This is a genomic window from Rhodococcus maanshanensis NBRC 100610 (genome assembly GCF_001894865.1).
GTDB classification, from domain to species: Bacteria; Actinomycetota; Actinomycetes; order Mycobacteriales; family Mycobacteriaceae; genus Rhodococcus_G; species Rhodococcus_G maanshanensis.
This window is the reverse complement of sequence record NZ_BCXA01000013.1, coordinates 18764-33535: the sequence shown is the minus strand read 5'-3', so window position 1 is coordinate 33535 and position 14772 is coordinate 18764. Positions and strand designations below refer to the sequence as shown.

The 14772-nt window shown below is 70.1% G+C and carries 15 protein-coding genes; 3 read left to right on the top strand and 12 right to left on the bottom strand.

Features of this window, described 5'->3' with window-relative positions; all coding sequences use genetic code 11:
• Positions 1-35: 35 nt before the first annotated feature.
• Positions 36-1328, bottom strand: a complete 1293-nt coding sequence (locus RM1_RS07155) for an Nramp family divalent metal transporter (protein ID WP_083576576.1) — start codon at positions 1326-1328, stop codon at positions 36-38.
• Positions 1329-1480: 152 nt separating this feature from the next.
• Here RM1_RS07155 and RM1_RS07150 point away from each other — a divergent pair, with 152 nt between their 5' ends.
• Positions 1481-2392, top strand: a complete 912-nt coding sequence (locus tag RM1_RS07150; RefSeq protein WP_072750648.1) for an AurF N-oxygenase family protein — start codon at positions 1481-1483, stop codon at positions 2390-2392.
• A gap of 72 nt (positions 2393-2464) precedes the next feature.
• Positions 2465-4180, top strand: a complete 1716-nt coding sequence (locus RM1_RS07145) for an FAD-dependent oxidoreductase (protein ID WP_072750647.1) — start codon at positions 2465-2467, stop codon at positions 4178-4180.
• Here RM1_RS07145 and RM1_RS07140 read toward each other — a convergent pair.
• The 10 genes from RM1_RS07140 to RM1_RS07095 form a co-directional block, all read right to left on the bottom strand.
• Positions 4177-4887, bottom strand: coding sequence for a phosphatase PAP2 family protein (locus RM1_RS07140; RefSeq protein WP_083576575.1), 711 nt, complete (start codon positions 4885-4887; stop codon positions 4177-4179). The genes RM1_RS07145 and RM1_RS07140 overlap by 4 nt on opposite strands.
• Before the next feature lie 110 nt (positions 4888-4997).
• Positions 4998-5759 carry an SDR family NAD(P)-dependent oxidoreductase gene (locus tag RM1_RS07135; RefSeq protein ID WP_072750646.1) on the bottom strand — a complete coding sequence of 254 codons (762 nt, stop codon included), beginning with the start codon at positions 5757-5759 and terminating at the stop codon, positions 4998-5000.
• A 35-nt stretch (positions 5760-5794) separates the two neighbouring features.
• On the bottom strand, positions 5795-6577 hold the full coding sequence (locus tag RM1_RS07130; RefSeq protein WP_072750645.1) for an SDR family oxidoreductase: 783 nt from the start codon (positions 6575-6577) through the stop codon (positions 5795-5797).
• A 5-nt stretch (positions 6578-6582) separates the two neighbouring features.
• Positions 6583-7395 carry a MaoC/PaaZ C-terminal domain-containing protein gene (locus tag RM1_RS07125; protein ID WP_072750644.1) on the bottom strand — a complete coding sequence of 271 codons (813 nt, stop codon included), beginning with the start codon at positions 7393-7395 and terminating at the stop codon, positions 6583-6585.
• A 26-nt stretch (positions 7396-7421) separates the two neighbouring features.
• Positions 7422-8600 (bottom strand): lipid-transfer protein, encoded by a 1179-nt coding sequence (locus RM1_RS07120; RefSeq protein ID WP_072750643.1) that lies wholly within the window; start codon positions 8598-8600, stop codon positions 7422-7424.
• Positions 8600-9046, bottom strand: coding sequence for a MaoC family dehydratase (locus tag RM1_RS07115; protein ID WP_072750642.1), 447 nt, complete (start codon positions 9044-9046; stop codon positions 8600-8602). Before RM1_RS07115 ends, RM1_RS07120 begins: the two co-directional genes overlap by 1 nt.
• The gene (locus RM1_RS07110; RefSeq protein ID WP_072750641.1) at positions 9043-10155 is read right to left on the bottom strand and encodes an acyl-CoA dehydrogenase family protein; all 1113 of its coding nucleotides are present in this window, start codon (positions 10153-10155) and stop codon (positions 9043-9045) included. The genes RM1_RS07115 and RM1_RS07110 overlap by 4 nt, the downstream gene beginning before the upstream one ends.
• A complete protein-coding gene (locus RM1_RS07105) occupies positions 10155-11117 on the bottom strand; it encodes a bifunctional MaoC family dehydratase N-terminal/OB-fold nucleic acid binding domain-containing protein (RefSeq protein ID WP_072750640.1) in 963 nt (320 codons plus the stop codon). Before RM1_RS07105 ends, RM1_RS07110 begins: the two co-directional genes overlap by 1 nt.
• Complete coding sequence (locus RM1_RS07100) at positions 11114-12280, bottom strand: acyl-CoA dehydrogenase family protein (RefSeq protein ID WP_072750639.1); 1167 nt, start codon at positions 12278-12280, stop codon at positions 11114-11116. Before RM1_RS07100 ends, RM1_RS07105 begins: the two co-directional genes overlap by 4 nt.
• 59 nt (positions 12281-12339) lie before the next feature.
• On the bottom strand, positions 12340-13815 hold the full coding sequence (locus RM1_RS07095; RefSeq protein ID WP_072750638.1) for an MFS transporter: 1476 nt from the start codon (positions 13813-13815) through the stop codon (positions 12340-12342).
• A gap of 121 nt (positions 13816-13936) precedes the next feature.
• On the opposite strand from RM1_RS07095, the gene RM1_RS07090 reads away from it, so the two are divergent.
• Positions 13937-14395, top strand: coding sequence for a nuclear transport factor 2 family protein (locus RM1_RS07090; RefSeq protein ID WP_072750637.1), 459 nt, complete (start codon positions 13937-13939; stop codon positions 14393-14395).
• Positions 14396-14459: 64 nt separating this feature from the next.
• On the opposite strand, the gene RM1_RS07085 is transcribed toward RM1_RS07090, so the two are convergent.
• The gene (locus tag RM1_RS07085) at positions 14460-14762 is read right to left on the bottom strand and encodes an AzlD domain-containing protein (protein WP_037178581.1); all 303 of its coding nucleotides are present in this window, start codon (positions 14760-14762) and stop codon (positions 14460-14462) included.
• Positions 14763-14772 lie beyond the last annotated feature (10 nt).

The following is a 14772-nucleotide window of genomic DNA, read 5'->3' as shown; positions in this document are numbered from 1 at the left end:
GCCTCTGGGGGGGTGCGTTCCCGGGCGGGTGAGCGTCAGGCGCCGGTGACGGTGAGAACCAGCAGCGCGAGGTTCAGGGCGACGATGACGGCCGTCGCCGCCCAGGCCGCGACGGTGGTACCGCGCCGGTTGAGGTGCTCGCCCATCAGCCCGCGCTCGGAGGTCATCCGCACCAACGGCACGAGCGCGAACGGGATACAGAAGCTCAGCACCACCTGACTGATCACCAGCGACAGCGTCGGATCGGCGCCCATGGCGAGCACGACCAGCGCCGGGATCAGCACCAGGATCCGGCGCAGCAGCATCGGGATCCGGAAGTGCAGCAGGCCCGACATGATCTCGGCGCCCGCGGCGCAGCCGACGGAGGTGGACGCGAGACCCGAGGCGAGCAGGCCGATCGCGAAGATCACCGCGACCGCGGGGCCGAGGGCGCCGGAGATGGCCGCGTGCGCGCCCGCGATGGTGTCGGTGCCCTCGATCCCGCGCAGCGCGGACGCGGCCAGCAGCAGCATCGCGATGTTTACCGAGCCTGCGACGATCAGCGCGCCAACGACATCGATCTTGGTGGCCTTGAGCAACCGGGGCAGCCTGCCCGGCTCGATGTCGCGGCCGTGCCGATCGCGCGCGAGCGCCGAGTGCAGGTAGATCGCGTGCGGCATCACGGTGGCGCCGAGCATGCTCGCCGCCAGCAGTACGGTCTCGGTGCCCTCGAAGCGCGGAACCAGGCCCGCCAGCGCCTCGCCGCCCGACACGTCGGTGAACGCCAGCCCGCTGACGAAGCCGAGCGTGATGATCGCGAGCATGCTCATCACGACGAACTCGAAGGTCCGCTGGCCGCGGCTCTGGGTGGCGAGGATCGCCATCGAGACGACGCCGGTGATGAGGCCGCCGAGCGGCAGCGGCACCCCGAACAGCAGGTTGAGGGCGATCGCGCCGCCGATCACCTCGGCGAGGTCGGTGGCGACCGCGGCCAGTTCGGCCTGGACCCAGAAGGCCTTGCGCTGAGCGGGGCGGAGTCGATCGCCGAGCAGCTCCGGGAGCGAGCGCCCGGTGACCAGGCCCAGCTTCGCGGACAGGTACTGCACCAGCACGGCCATCGCGTTGGCCAGCACCAGCACCCACACCAGCAGATAGCCGTACTTGGCGCCCGCCGTCAGGTTCGAGGCGACGTTGCCCGGGTCGACGTACGCGATCGCGGCGACGAATGCGGGCCCGGCCAGCGCGATGAGACGGCCCTTGGCCGAGCCGGTACGCCTTGGCGCTCGCTCCGGCGTCGCGGCGCCGAGCTCCTCCACTGACAACGCCGTCTCCCCTGTCGATTCGTGCATCCACCACTCTAGTTCGCAAGACCATATCAGGAAGTTCGGGTGACCAAACTCCTCTCCACCGGACAGCTGTCCGGTGACAGTTGTCACACCACGGGGGTAGATGTACAGTCGCAGTACCTGTTACTCGGTGTCACACAAATGGAGGACTGCTCATGACAACCGCGATGCCGCTGCAGCGCCCCGCGATCTCCGACCGCGAGGAAACGGCGAAGCGGTTGCTGGCGTCCTCCGCCCGCAAGTCCTACGACCCGATGATCGAGGTGGACTGGGAGGCACCGGTACCGGACGACAAGTACGGCCTCACCCCCGAATGGAGCACCCTCTACGGCACCGCGCTGTGGGAGGAGATGACCCTCGAGCAGAAGGTCGAGCTCACCAAGCACGAGGCGGCCAGCGTCTCCAGCGTCGGCCTGTGGTTCGAGATCCTGCTCATGCAGATGCTGCTGCGCGACGTCTACGGCCGCGACAAGCACTCCCGCCACGTGCAGTTCGCCCTCACCGAGGTCGCCGACGAGTGCCGCCACTCGGTGATGTTCGCCCGGGCAGGCGAGCGATTCGGCATGCCCAGCTACGGCCCGCACCCCGTCATCCACAAGCTCGGCCGGATCTGGGGCGGATTCTTCAAGGGCGCCAACGCGTACGCCAGCGTGATGGCCGCCGAGGAGATCCTCGACATGATGCAGCGCGACTTCATGAAGGACGAGCGCGTGCAGCCCGTCACCCGCACGGTGAGCAAGATCCACGTCCTCGAGGAGGCCCGGCACATCCGCTTCGCCCGCGAGGAGGTCGGCCGCCGCCTACAGGGCGCGAGCTGGACCCGCCTGCAGATCGAGCGGCTCAACACCGCCGTCGTCGTCTACTTCGTGATGAAGTCGATGATCCGCAAGGACGTCTACGCGAACGCCGGCCTCGAGCCCGAGCGCGCCATCGCCGAGGCCAAGGCCAACCCGCACTACAAGGACAAGGTCCGCACGTCGGGCACCAAGCTCATGCAGTTCCTCGACAGCGCCGGCCTCGTCGGCGGTCCGTCCAAGCGCCTCTACAAGCGGGTCAACCTGCTCTGATCGCGCGGACGGTCCGAGCCCGACCGGCGATCCGCCCCGCAGTCCCAGCTCCCGCACCTAGGAACGACTCCCATGGCATACGTGATCACCCAGGCGTGCTGCAACGACGCCTCCTGCGTTGCGACCTGTCCGGTGAACTGCATTCACCCGACGCCGGACGAGGCGCAGTTCCGGACCACCGAGATGCTGTACATCGAGCCGGACACGTGCATCGACTGCGGGGCCTGCGTGGACGCCTGCCCGGTCGCCGCGATCTTCCCCGAGGACCAGCTGTCCGAGGCGGATGCGCGATACGCGGAGATCAACGCGAACTACTACGAGAAGTACCCGCTGCAGGAGGGCTGGAAGCCCCTCCAACCGACCGAGGCCAAGCGCGTCGATCTCGGCACCCTGCGCGTCGCGATCGTCGGCGCGGGGCCTGCCGCGTCGTACGCCGCCGAGCAGCTCCTGGTGCACTCGGACGTCGAGGTCGAGGTGTTCGAGAAGCTGCCGACCCCGTGGGGGCTGATCCGCGCGGGGGTCGCACCCGACCATCCCGGCACCAAGGTCATCACCGACGCGTTCGAGTGGACGGCGGCCAAGGACGGCTTCCAGTTCCACCTCAACGTCGAGGTGGGCAAGCACCTGAGCCACGACGAGCTGATGGCCAACCACCACGCGGTGATCTATGCGGTTGGCGCCTCCAGCGACCGCAGACTCGACATCCCGGGCGAGGACCTGCCCGGCAGCCACGCCGCCACCGAGTTCGTGGCCTGGTACAACGGCCACCCGGACTACGCCGACCGCGACTTCGACCTGTCCGGCGAGCGCGCGGTCATCGTCGGCAACGGCAACGTCGCGATCGACGTCGCCCGCGTGCTCACCATGGACGTCGCCGAGCTCGCCGAGACCGACATCGCCGATCACGCGCTGGAGGCCCTGCGCCACAGCAACATCCGCGAGGTTGTGCTGCTCGGGCGTCGCGGGCCCGCCCAGGCCGCGTACTCCACCCCCGAATTCCTCGCCCTCGGTGAGCTCGAGAATGTCGACGTGGTGATCGACCCGGTCGAGCTCGAGCTCGACGAGCTCAGCGCCCGCCTGCTCGAGGGCGGCGAGTACGAGCCGTCCACCGAGTTCAAGGTGCAACTCGCGCGCGAATTCGCCGAACGCACGAGCACTCCCGGCCACAAGCGGATCGTCTTCCGCTACCTGGCCTCTCCGACGGGCCTGCTCGGCACCGAGCGCGTCGAGGCCGTCACCGTCGCGCGCAACGAGCTGGTCGCCGGCGCCGACGGCGCGCCGAGCGCCCGGCCGACCGCGGACTCCGAGACGATGGACGCCTCCCTGGTACTGCGCTCGATCGGCTACCGCGGGCGTCCGCTCGCGGGCGTCCCGTTCGACGAGCGCCGCGGCACCATCCCGAACGACAACGGCAGGGTGCTCGAGTCCGCCGGGGGTGCGCCCGTCGACGGCGTCTACGTCACCGGCTGGATCAAGCGCGGACCGTCGGGCGTGATCGGGACCAACAAGGCCTGCGCCAAGGAAACCGTCCGCGGGCTGCTCGAGGACTTCCAGTCCGGCAGCCTCAGCCGACCGGTCGGCAGCCGCAAGGACCTGACCAAGCTGGTCGCGCAGCGTCAGCCCGCCCGGATCGACTACCGCGGCTGGCAGGCGATCGATGCAGCCGAGCGCGCCAGGGGCGCCGCCTCGGGGCGCCCGCGCGTCAAGATCACCGATGTCGACGAGATGCTCGGCGTGGCAAAGGCGCTGCGCGCCCGTGCGTGGTTGCCGAGTCCCAAGACTCGCTAACCGCGCACGGGCTGCCTTGTGCCCAGGCCGACCCGCCGCACCAGCTGCGCGGTCACCGGGGTCAGCACGATCGCGACCGCCGCCGCGATCGACGCGCCGAACACCAGGCCCGCCGCCACATCGTGCGGGTAGTGCACGCCACTGACCACGCGCAGCATCGCGACCACGACCGCGGTCGCGGCGGCGAGCACGCAGAGCCACACCCGGCGCGCCGCATAGCTGGCGAGCACCACCGCGGTCGCCAGCGCGGCGGCGATGCCGGAGTGGTTGCTGGGGAAGGACCAGTCGCCGAGCGGCGGACACTCCGCGAGAGCGTGTACACCGGGGACGGCGGTGCACGGCCTTTCCTCGGTCACCACCGATTTGACCGCCAGTGTCGCCAGTGCCGACGCGGCCGCGCCCGCCCCGCCCGCGAGCCCGACCGCAAGGGAGTGCGTGTCGCCGCGGCCCCACCACAGTGCCGCCGCGAGCATCGCCGCGAGCGCCAGCAGCAGCACCTCCGCCGCCAGCTCGGTGAGGGTGCCCATCTCGCTCGGCCACGTGCTGGTGACGGCGTCCACCTGTCGGTACAGCGACGTCGAGGCGCCGAAGACCGGGTTGGTGGCGACCTCGGACGGGCCGAACACCGCAAGGATCCCGACGGCGAGGATCAGGGCGGCAACGGCGAGCGGCCAATGCCGCGGCGGGGAGGGGAGGCGTTCACGCATCCGCGGGAATTTACCCAGGGAAACTGGCAGGAAACTGAGAGTGACGACTTCGCCCCGTGAGTCCTCCGGCCCCAAGGGGGACCAGAAGGACTCACGGGCGCAGGAGGCGCCTATCCCCAGCGGGATTGGCCGCCGTCGAGCGGGATGGTGGCGCCGGTGAGGTAGCGGGCGTCCTCGCCGACCAGGAACACCACCGCCCTGCCGATGTCCGCCTCCGGCTCGCCGACGCGGCCGAGCGGGATGCCGGCGACGAACTCGGCGGCTTCCTCCGGGTTCTTGTCCATCCACCACTCCAGCGCCGGCGTGAGCGCGTGCGGGGCGACGTTGTTCACGCGGATCCCGTCGGCGCCCCACTCGCCTGCGGCGGCCCGGGTGAGCACCCGCATGCCCTCCTTGATGGCGCCGTACACGCCGTAGTTGCTGGCGTCCCAGCGAACCGCCGCCGAGGTCACCAGGTTGATGACGGAGCCGCCGCCGCGCGCCTTCATGTGCGGGTGGCAGGCCTGCATCAACCGGAGGGTCGCGAGGGGTCCGGAGGCGAAGGCGCGCTTGAAGTCGTCGTCCTTGACCTTGAGCAGCGGGCCGGGCCTGCTGTCGTTGGCGTTGTTCACCAGGATGTCGATGCCGCCCAGTTCGGTGACGGTCTTGTCCACGGCCGCCGTGATGTCGTCGCCGTCGGAGACGTCACAGCGCACCGGGATCGCGGTGCCGCCGAACTCACGGATGGCCGCGACCGTGGTGTCGAGCTTGGATTCGGTCCGGCCGGCCACCGCGATCGCGACGCCCTCCTTGGCGAGGGCGAACGCGATGCCCTGACCGATTCCCTGACCCGCGCCGGTGATCAGCGCGACCTTTCCCTCGAGAGTCCCCATGTGCCAGTGCTCCGATCTGTGAGAGTGCTTGTGGCTCAGCCGAGCTCGGGATGGGTGGCAATGTAGCGCGCCGGGTACTCGCCGCCGCCGTGAACGGCGATATCGGCCCCGTTCACGTACGAGGACAACGACCCACCGAGGAACAGGCAAGCGCCCGCGATGTCCGCAGGCACCGCCATCCGGCCGATCGGCAGCGTGCGGGCGACCGCCGCTCCCCCGTCCTCGCCGTACACCGACGCCGCGGCCTCGGTGCGGATCAGCCCGGTGGTGATGTGGTTGACCCGGACCTTGGGCGCCCACTCGAGCGCCAGCGCCCTCGTCAGCACCAGCAGCCCACCCTTGGCCGCCGAGTACGCGGCGGTGCCGGGTTGCGGGTCGTGCGCGGAGACCGAGCCGATGTTGATGATCGACCCACCGTCCTCCTGCGCCTGCATCAGCCGGTTCGCGGCCTGCGCAACATAGAAGGGCGCCAACAGGTTCAACGCGACGATCTTCTCGACGAACCGGGGCGAGACCTCGGCCGCGTCGGCATCGGGCGAGCCGCCCGCGTTGTTGATCAGCACGTCGAGCCCGCCCATCGCGGCATGTGCGCTCTCGACCATGGCGCGCACCCCGTCGGCGTCGCGGACGTCCACGGGCAGGAACGCCGCCCGTCGACCGTCGGCCTCGGGCACCGTCTCGGGTTCGCTTCGCGCGCAGACCGTCACCTGCGCGCCCGCCGCGAGGAACGTCTCCGCGGTGACGCGGCCGATCCCCTTCGTGCCCCCGGTGATCAGGACCGACTTGCCTGCGAAGTCGGCGGGGTTGGCGACAGCCATCGCGGTCAGCCCGCGAACCGGGCGCGAGCGCCCGCGATCGCCACGGTGTCCGAGCCGACCTCGAACTCGACCGCGTCGCCGTCGCGCCAGCCGCGCACGGGCAAGGCCTGGCCGGGGAACACCGGCGCGGAGAACCGTCCCGACAACTCCACCAGGTCGGCGGGGTGTGCACCGAGTGCGCGTGCCAGCGGCAGCGTGCTCGCGGCCAGGGTGCACAGGCCCTGCAGGATCGGCCGCGGCTGGCCGATGCGCTCGGCGGCGGCCGGGTCGATGTGGATGTGATGGAGGTCGCCGGTCAAGCGGTAGAGCGCGGCCTGGGTCTCGAAGGTCGCCAGCTCCGCCGACAGGTTCGGCTCACCCTCCGGCGCGGGGGGCTTGGACGGGCCCCGCTCGCCGCCGAATCCGCCGTAGCCGGGCGCGAACAGCGACCAGGTCGCCACGAAGTACTCGCATTCGACCTTGACCTCGAACACGGCCGCGGCACCCTTGTCCCAGACCTCGCCGACGGAGGCGGTCAGGCTCAGCTCACCGCTGCGCGGCAGGGGCTTGAGCACCTTCAGTTCCTGCGACCCGTGCAGCGCGGTCTTGGTGTCGAAGGCGCCCCGCGAGCCCAGCTCGTCGGGGGCCCACTGCGCCAGCGTCAGCGCGAATGTCGGCAGCACGCGCAGTCGGTCCTCGAACACCAGGTCCAGCTCGGTGGCCTCGGCCCCGACCGCGAGCGCGTACATGATCGCGTCGCGCTCGGTGTAGGTCACCGTGCGGGTGCCGAGGTCGACCCCGCGCCACGCGCCGGCCTGCTTGTGCTCCACTGCCGTCATTCTTCGGTCCTTCCAGATGTTTCGGGTCAGGCGGCGCCGAGAATCAGACCGCTCGTGGGAACCGCGGTTCCCGCCGTGACGATCACGTTCTCGACCCCCTCGGGCTGGTTGGTGGACGTACCCCGCAGCAACCGGACCGCCTCGGCAATGCCGTTGACGCCGTGCAGGTACGCCTCACCGACCTGGCCGCCGTGCGTGTTGCTCGGCAGCCGTCCACCGATCTCCAGATTGCCCTCGCGGATGAAGTCCTTGGCCTCGCCGGTACGGCAGAAACCGAGTTCCTCGAGCTGCGGGAGCACCAGAGGGGTGAAGTGGTCGTAGAGGATCGCGGCGTTGATGTCGTCCGGTGTCAGACCGCTCTGGCCGTAGAGCTGACGACCGACGAGACCCATCTCCGGGATGTCGGCGATGTCGGGGCGGTAGTAGCTCGTCATCATGTGCTGGTCCTTGCCCGAACCCTGCGCGGCACCCTTGATGATCGCGGGCTTGTTACGCAGATCCCTTGCGCGCTCGGCCGAGACGATGACGAGGGCCTGGCCGCCGTCGGTCTCCTGACAGCAGTCGAGCAGGTGCAGTGGCTCGGCGATCCACCGGGAGTTCTGGTGGTCCTCGAGCGTGATGGGCTTACCGTAGAACCACGCGGCGGGGTTGTTCGCGGCGTGCTTGCGCGCCACGACAGCGACCCGACCGAAATCCTCACTCGTCGCACCGTACTGGTGCATATACCGCCGGGCGAACATCGCGACCCACTGGGCGGGAGTCGCCAAACCCTGCGGGGTCAGCCATGCGTACGCGGCCCGGTCGGCGGTGCTGTCCATGGGCCGATCGTGCTGGCCGAGACCGAAGCGGACCCCGGAACGCTCGTTGAACGCGCGATAGCAGACCACCACGTCGGCGACACCGGTCGCGACGGCCATCGCCGCCTGCTGCACCGTGGCGCACGCCGCGCCGCCGCCGTAGCCGATCCGGGAGAAGAACTTGAGCTCGCCGAGGCCGCAGTTGCGGGCGACGAGGATCTCGCCGTTGGTCTCCATCGTGTAGGTGGCGAGACCGTCGACCTCGGACGGGTCGATCCCCGCGTCGGCGAGCGCCGCGGTGACGGCCTCGCACGCGAGCTGCAGCTCGGAGCGGCCTGACTCCTTCGAGAACTCGGTGGCACCGATGCCGACGATCGCGGCGGCACCCGAGAGTGGGCTGACGGCCATCAGGCGTGCCTCCCTTCGGCGGCGGGGTACGCGACGGTGACGGTGCCGGACAGGTGGGTGCCGAGGCTGTTGGCGCCCTGCACCCTCACCTCGACGATGCCGTTCTCGGCCGAGACCACCTCGCCGGTCATGGTCATCGTGTCGCCCGGGTAGTTCGGGGCACCGAGGCGGATCTTCACCCGGCGCACGGTCGCGAACGCTCCCGCCCAGTCGGTGACGAACCGCCCCGCAAGACCGTTGCTGGTGAGGATGTTCATGAACACGTCCTTCGAGCCGCGCTCGCGCGCCAGCTCGGGGTCGTGGTGCACGTCCTGGAAGTCGCGCGTCGCGATCGCGGTGGCCACGATGAGCGTGCGGGTGAGCGGGATCGCCAGCTCGGGCAGCACCTCCCCGACCGCGATGTCGTCGTAGCTGCGCCCGGCCAGCGCGGGCGCGGTGGCGGTCATGCGACCACCTCGACGCCCGCCGCGAGCTGCGCGCCGAGGCGGGCGAGATCGGACGCGGACCCGCCGAGGGTGGCGCCGATCTGCTTGCCCCACAGCAGGTGCCGGTGCACCGGGTAGTCGGTGTCGACACCCATGCCGCCGTGGACATGGGTGGTGCGGTGCACCACCCGCTGGCCGCCGTCGGTGGCCCACCACTTGGCGACGAGCACCGACGTGCCGAGCTCCTGGCCCTCCGCGATCCGCCACGCCGCCTGCCACAGCGTCACCCGCATGGCCTCGAGGTCGATGTAGCAGTCGGCCAGCTGATGATTGACGGCCTGGAACGTCGCGAGCGGACGCCCGAACTGCATGCGGCCGTTGAGGTACGTGACGGCCTGCTGCACGGCGCCGGAGCCGACACCGAGCTGGATCGCGGCGAGCGCGAGCTCGACGCGGCCCTGCAGCCACTGGGCGGTGCTGCCGTCGGCGGGGCCGAGCAGCTCCGCGGGGGCCGACTCGAGCGTGACGTTGCCGCAGATCTCCCAGGTGGTGGACTGCGTCTGCTCCACCGTGACACCGTCGGCCGTCAGGTCGACGACGAACAGCGCGGCACCGGACGGCGTGGTGGCCGAGACGATCGCGCGGTCCGCGACGTGCGTGATCGGGACGACGGCCTTGGCGCCGGCCAGGGTCCACCGGCCGCCCGCCTCGGTGGCCGTGGTCCGCGGGTCGCCCGCGACGTACGGCCCGAACTCCTCGAGACCGATCGTCAGGAAGGTGGTGCCCCCGGCGACACCGGGGACCAGCGCGGTCCGCTGCTCGTCGGTGCCGAACTCGGCGACAGCGAGGGCCGCGAGAGCCGACTGCCAGATCGGCACGGGCGCGACGTGCCGCCCCTGCTGTTCGAGCAGTACGTACAGCTCGGACAGGCCCATGCCGCCGCCGCCGAGGTCCTCGGGCAGGGCGATGCCGAGCAGGCCCGTGGTCGCGAGTTCGCGCCACAGCTCGCGGTCGATGCGCTCGTCGCTCAGTTCGACCTGCTTGACGCGGTCGATGCCGGCCTTGCTGGTGAAGACCTCGTCGGCGAGGTTGCGAATCGCCTCTTGCTCTTCGCTGAAGTTGAAGTCCATCAGTGCTCCTCCCGTGCGGCCGGACGGAACGCGGGCAGCGTCAGATCCGGGTCGGCGTCGATCCAGTCCAGTTCCACCGGCATGCCGATCTCGACGTCGTCCGGCGCGACACCTGTCATGTTCGCGATCAGGCGGGTGCCCTCGTCGAGTTCGACGGTCGCCACGACGAGCGGATACTCGAAACCGGGGATCTGCGGGTGGTGGTTGACGACAAAGCTGTAGACGGTGCCGCGGCCCGAGGCGTCGACGGTGTCCCACTCGAGCGAGCGGCAGGCGCCGCACATCGGTCCGGTGGGATGGCGCAGCGTCCCGCAGGCGGCGCAGCGCTGGATCACCAGGCGGTGTTCCTTGGCGGCCTCGAACCAGAAGGCGTTGTCGGCGTTGAGCGCCGGGCGCGGACGCAGGCCCTTGGGACCTTCCGCAGCCTTCGGCTTGAATCGCAGTGTGCGCCACCGCTGGGTCGCGACCACCTCGTCGTCACCACCGTGCGCATTTGCGGCACAGCCGCGGCGGTACGTCTTGAGCGTCGTGACGAAGTGGCCGACGCCGAGGCCCGTCTTCTTCTCCTCGGAGATCGACTCGATCACCTCGGTGAGCGAAACCCGGTCGCCGGGACGCAGTTCCACGAAGAACTCGAAGTCCGAGTCGGTCGCGACGACGGAGGTGAAGCCGGCGTCGTCGAGCGTGGCGATCAGGTCGGTCCACACCTGGGACGGATCGTTGTTCGCCATCTTGTCGGTGAAGGTGCGCATGGTCCACACCTGCGCCATCAGCGCGGGCGCGACGGCACCGTCGCGACCGGTGGCACGGGCGGCCTCGTCGTCGAGGTAGATGGGGCTGGTGTCGCCCATCGTCTGGACCCAGTGCCTGATCATCGGGGTGTTGACCTCGTCCGGACCCCAAGTCGTCGGCGTCAGGACCTGACCCTCGAATGCCCTCAGCTTGGTGAGGAATTCGCTCACTTGACCCTCTTCTCACGCACGAGGCCGAGGCCCATGGTGCCGACCATGTCGCGCAGCACCTCGTTGACGCCACCGCCGAAGGTGTTGACCATGCCCTGGCGGGAGATCTGCTCGATCTGACCGGCCAGCAACGCACCCGGCGAGTCGGGCCGGATGCGGCCCGCGGCACCGAGGATGCCGAGCAGCGTGCGGTAAACGTCGATGTGGGTCTCGGTGCCGTACGCCTTGGTAGCCCCGGCATCCGCACCGGACAGGGTGTCTGCCGCGACGGCCGCCGTCATCTTCCAGTTCAGCAGCCGCATCGCCTCGAGCTTGGCGTGCGTGCGGGCGAACTCCTGCTGCACCCAGGGGATCTCGATGGCGCCGTTCTCCTTGGCCCAGTCCAGCACCTGGTGCCACAGGCCATAGGTGCGGCCACCGATCGCGGCGAGACCGATGCGCTCGTGGTTGAGCTGCGCGGCGATCAGCTGCCATCCGCCGTTGACCTCGCCGATGACGTCCTTCTGCGGAATGCGGATGCCGCTGTAGTAGGTCGAGGTGACCATGAGTCCGCCGACGGTGTTGATCGGCGACCACGAGAAGCCGGGGTCGCCGGTGGGGACGACCAGGATCGAGATGCCCTTGTGCTTGGGCGCCTCCGGATCCGTGCGGCACGCGAGCCACACGAAGTCGGCGGTGTTGGCGCCCGAGGTGAAGATCTTGTTGCCGTCGACCACCCACTCCTCGCCGTCGAGGACAGCGCGGGTCTTGAGCGAGGCGAGGTCGGTGCCCGCCTCGGGCTCGGTGTAGCCGATCGCGAAGACGATGTCGCCCGCGAGGATCCCCGGCAGGAACCGGTCCTTCTGCTCCGGCGTGCCGTACTTCATCAGCGTCGGTCCGACGGTGTTCACCGTGACGAACGGGAAGGGCAGCCCGGCGCGCTGCACCTCGTCGAAGAACACGAACTGCTCCTCGATGGAGCGGCCCTGCCCGCCGTACTCGACCGGCCACCCGATGCCGAGCCAGCCGTCGCGGCCGAGCAGCCGGACGATCTCGCGGAAGTCTTCGCCGCCGACACCCTGCTCACCTGCCGTGCGGCGCTTCTGCTCCGGCAGCAGTGCGGCGAAATACGCGCGCAGCTCGCGGCGCAGCTCGGTCTGCGCGGCAGACTCCATCAGATCCATCGATGCTCTCCCCAATCTCGCGGCGTGCGCGGATCACGTGCGCTCGCGCGAATGGGACGCTACGGAGCGGCGCGGATCCGGTCCGGTTCAGTCTCACTCAGCGGTAAATCCTGCGGGCCGTCTTCGTCACCTGGGATGAACACCCCGACGAGCAGCGCGACCAGCGCCGCGGCCGATCCGATCCCGAAGACCAGCGCGTACGCGCGGGCCGTAGGGAACTCCACGCCCGCGACCTGCATCATCGACGCGGTGGTGACCGCCGCGACGACCGCGCTGCACGCGGAGGTACCGATGGATCGGGCCAGCGAGTTGAGGCTGTTCGCGGCCGCGGTCTCGGACACCGGTACGGCGCGCATGATCATCGCCGGAACCGCCCCGTATGCGAATGCGGCGCCGATCGCGGTCACCGCGATGCACGCGACGATCACCCCCAGCTGGTGCGGCACCAGTGCGCGGGTGAGATTGGCGACCAACAGGATCCCGGCGCCCAACAGGAATGTCGTCCGTGGCCCCCTGCGCCGCGAGATGTGTGCGGACACGGGCGAGAACGCGATCATCATCAGGCCGCCGGGCAGCAGGGCGATCCCGCTGAGCGTCAGCGACATCCCGTAGCCGTACCCCGTCGCGGTCGGCGCCTGGAAGATCTGCGCGCTCACCATGAACGAGGTGAACATGGCGAAGCCGATCAGGATCGAGGCGATGTTCGTCAGCAGCACCTGCCGTCGGGCGGAGACGCGCAGATCCACGAGCGGCCGCTTGACACCGTCCGAGGCCAGCCGCAGCTCGTAGACGCCCCAGAGCAGGAACAGGGCGGTCGACCCCGCGAACAGCCCGAGAATCACCGCGCTGGACCAGCCCCAGCTGTTGCCCTGGGTCACCGCGAGCAGCAGGCAGATCAGCGCCGCGGACAACCCCACCGCCCCCACCAGATCGAATCGCCCTCCGGTCCGCACCGGCGACTCGGGCACCAGAAGCCAGATGGTGACGATCTCGATGATGCCGAGCACGGCGGCACCGCCGAAGAGCCAATGCCAGCTCAGGTGCTCCGCGACCACTCCGGTCAGCGGCAGCCCGATGGCGCCGCCCGCGCCGAGGGTCGAACTCATCAACGCGATGCCCGAGCCGACCCGATCGGCAGGCAGCTCGTCGCGCATGATGCTGATGCCAAGGGGGATGACGCCCATCGCGGCGCCCTGCAGCGCCCGGGCGACGAGCACCACCGCGAACTCGTCGGACACCGCACCGAGCGCGCTGCCCAGCACCATCACGGCCAGCGCGATCAACAGCATCCGGCGCTTGCCGAACATGTCACCGAGCCGGCCCAGCACGGGCGCGCAGACCGCGCCCGCGATCAGGGTCGCGGTCACCAGCCACGCCGCGTTCGAGGCGGAGGTGTTCAGCAGACGCGGGAACTCGGGCAGCAGCGGCATCACGATCGTCTGCATCAGCGAGACCGCGATGCCACAGGAGGCCAGGGCGATGACCACGAGTCGGGCGGACGTCGACCTCCCGACAATCGGTTGTGTGGCCAACATTCCTCCAGACAGAGTTCTCGACCCCGATCATGCGCCCTCGCAGCCGGATCCCGGAGTGCTTTTCCCGCTCAGCGGGCTCGGCCGGGCTCCGCACCGGCAGTCGGGGTCGCATACTCGGGGCATGAGCACTCAAGACCACACCGACCGACTCGATCTCGCCGATCTGGTCGGAAGATACGCGGCGGCGGTCGACGGCCGCGACACCGCTGCCCTCGTCGCGCTGTTCACCCCGGACGCCGAGTTCGTCCAGCCCGCCGCGCTCGTTCGCCGTGGCCAGAGCCCCGTCGTCGCGGGTGCCGAGCAGATCGCCGCGACGGTCCTCGGAGCGGTCGGGCACCTGCACTCGACGCATCACGCGGTCGGGCAACAGGTGCTCACCGTGGACGGCGACACCGCGGCCGGCCTGGTCTACTGCCAGGCGCACCACATCTACCGCGTCGAGGACGGGTTCCGCGACAACAGCCTCGCCATCCGCTACCGGGACACCTACCGGCGGGTGGACGGTCGATGGCTGGTCGCGCGCCGCGAGCTGGCGGTCGACTTCGCCGAGGACCGGCCCGTGACGGTGCCGGGCGCCTGACCATCCCGCGGTCCGGGAAGGATCGGCCCCGGATTTCGGGGCCGATCCTTCCCGGGACACTCGATCAGGGCACGCCGAGCAGGCGCAGACCGGCCGCCGTCGCCGCTGCGGCCAGCACGGCCACGAGGAAGGGCGCCTTGCGCCAGGCCAGCACCCCGCCGACCAGCACGCCCAGCGGTCGTGCGATGCCCGCCGCGCCGTGGTCCTGCGTCAGCGCCGTCGTGGCCGCGACCGCGACCAGCAACACCACCGCCGCCGTGCCCATCAGCTTCTCCACCCGGTCCGGCACGACCACCCTGGTCCGCAGCGCGGGGCCGGCGAACCGGAAGGCGAACGTTCCCGCCGCCAATACCAGAACCGAAACCATCAGTACCGCA

Excerpts from the sequence above, each read along its gene's own strand:
- RM1_RS07090 (WP_072750637.1), top strand. The coding sequence starts at position 13,937 with ATGAGCACTCAAGACCACACCGACCGACTCGATCTCGCCGATCTGGTC.
- RM1_RS07115 (WP_072750642.1), bottom strand. The coding sequence starts at position 9,046 with ATGACCGCCACCGCGCCCGCGCTGGCCGGGCGCAGCTACGACGACATC.
- RM1_RS07140 (WP_083576575.1), bottom strand. The coding sequence starts at position 4,887 with ATGCGTGAACGCCTCCCCTCCCCGCCGCGGCATTGGCCGCTCGCCGTT.
- RM1_RS07100 (WP_072750639.1), bottom strand. The coding sequence starts at position 12,280 with ATGGATCTGATGGAGTCTGCCGCGCAGACCGAGCTGCGCCGCGAGCTG.
- RM1_RS07110 (WP_072750641.1), bottom strand. The coding sequence starts at position 10,155 with ATGGACTTCAACTTCAGCGAAGAGCAAGAGGCGATTCGCAACCTCGCC.
- RM1_RS07135 (WP_072750646.1), bottom strand. The coding sequence starts at position 5,759 with ATGGGGACTCTCGAGGGAAAGGTCGCGCTGATCACCGGCGCGGGTCAG.
- RM1_RS07130 (WP_072750645.1), bottom strand. The coding sequence starts at position 6,577 with ATGGCTGTCGCCAACCCCGCCGACTTCGCAGGCAAGTCGGTCCTGATC.
- RM1_RS07120 (WP_072750643.1), bottom strand. The coding sequence starts at position 8,600 with ATGGCCGTCAGCCCACTCTCGGGTGCCGCCGCGATCGTCGGCATCGGT.
- RM1_RS07095 (WP_072750638.1), bottom strand. The coding sequence starts at position 13,815 with ATGTTGGCCACACAACCGATTGTCGGGAGGTCGACGTCCGCCCGACTC.
- RM1_RS07155 (WP_083576576.1), bottom strand. The coding sequence starts at position 1,328 with ATGCACGAATCGACAGGGGAGACGGCGTTGTCAGTGGAGGAGCTCGGC.
- RM1_RS07145 (WP_072750647.1), top strand. The coding sequence starts at position 2,465 with ATGGCATACGTGATCACCCAGGCGTGCTGCAACGACGCCTCCTGCGTT.
- RM1_RS07150 (WP_072750648.1), top strand. The coding sequence starts at position 1,481 with ATGACAACCGCGATGCCGCTGCAGCGCCCCGCGATCTCCGACCGCGAG.
- RM1_RS07085 (WP_037178581.1), bottom strand. The coding sequence starts at position 14,762 with ATGGTTTCGGTTCTGGTATTGGCGGCGGGAACGTTCGCCTTCCGGTTC.
- RM1_RS07125 (WP_072750644.1), bottom strand. The coding sequence starts at position 7,395 with ATGACGGCAGTGGAGCACAAGCAGGCCGGCGCGTGGCGCGGGGTCGAC.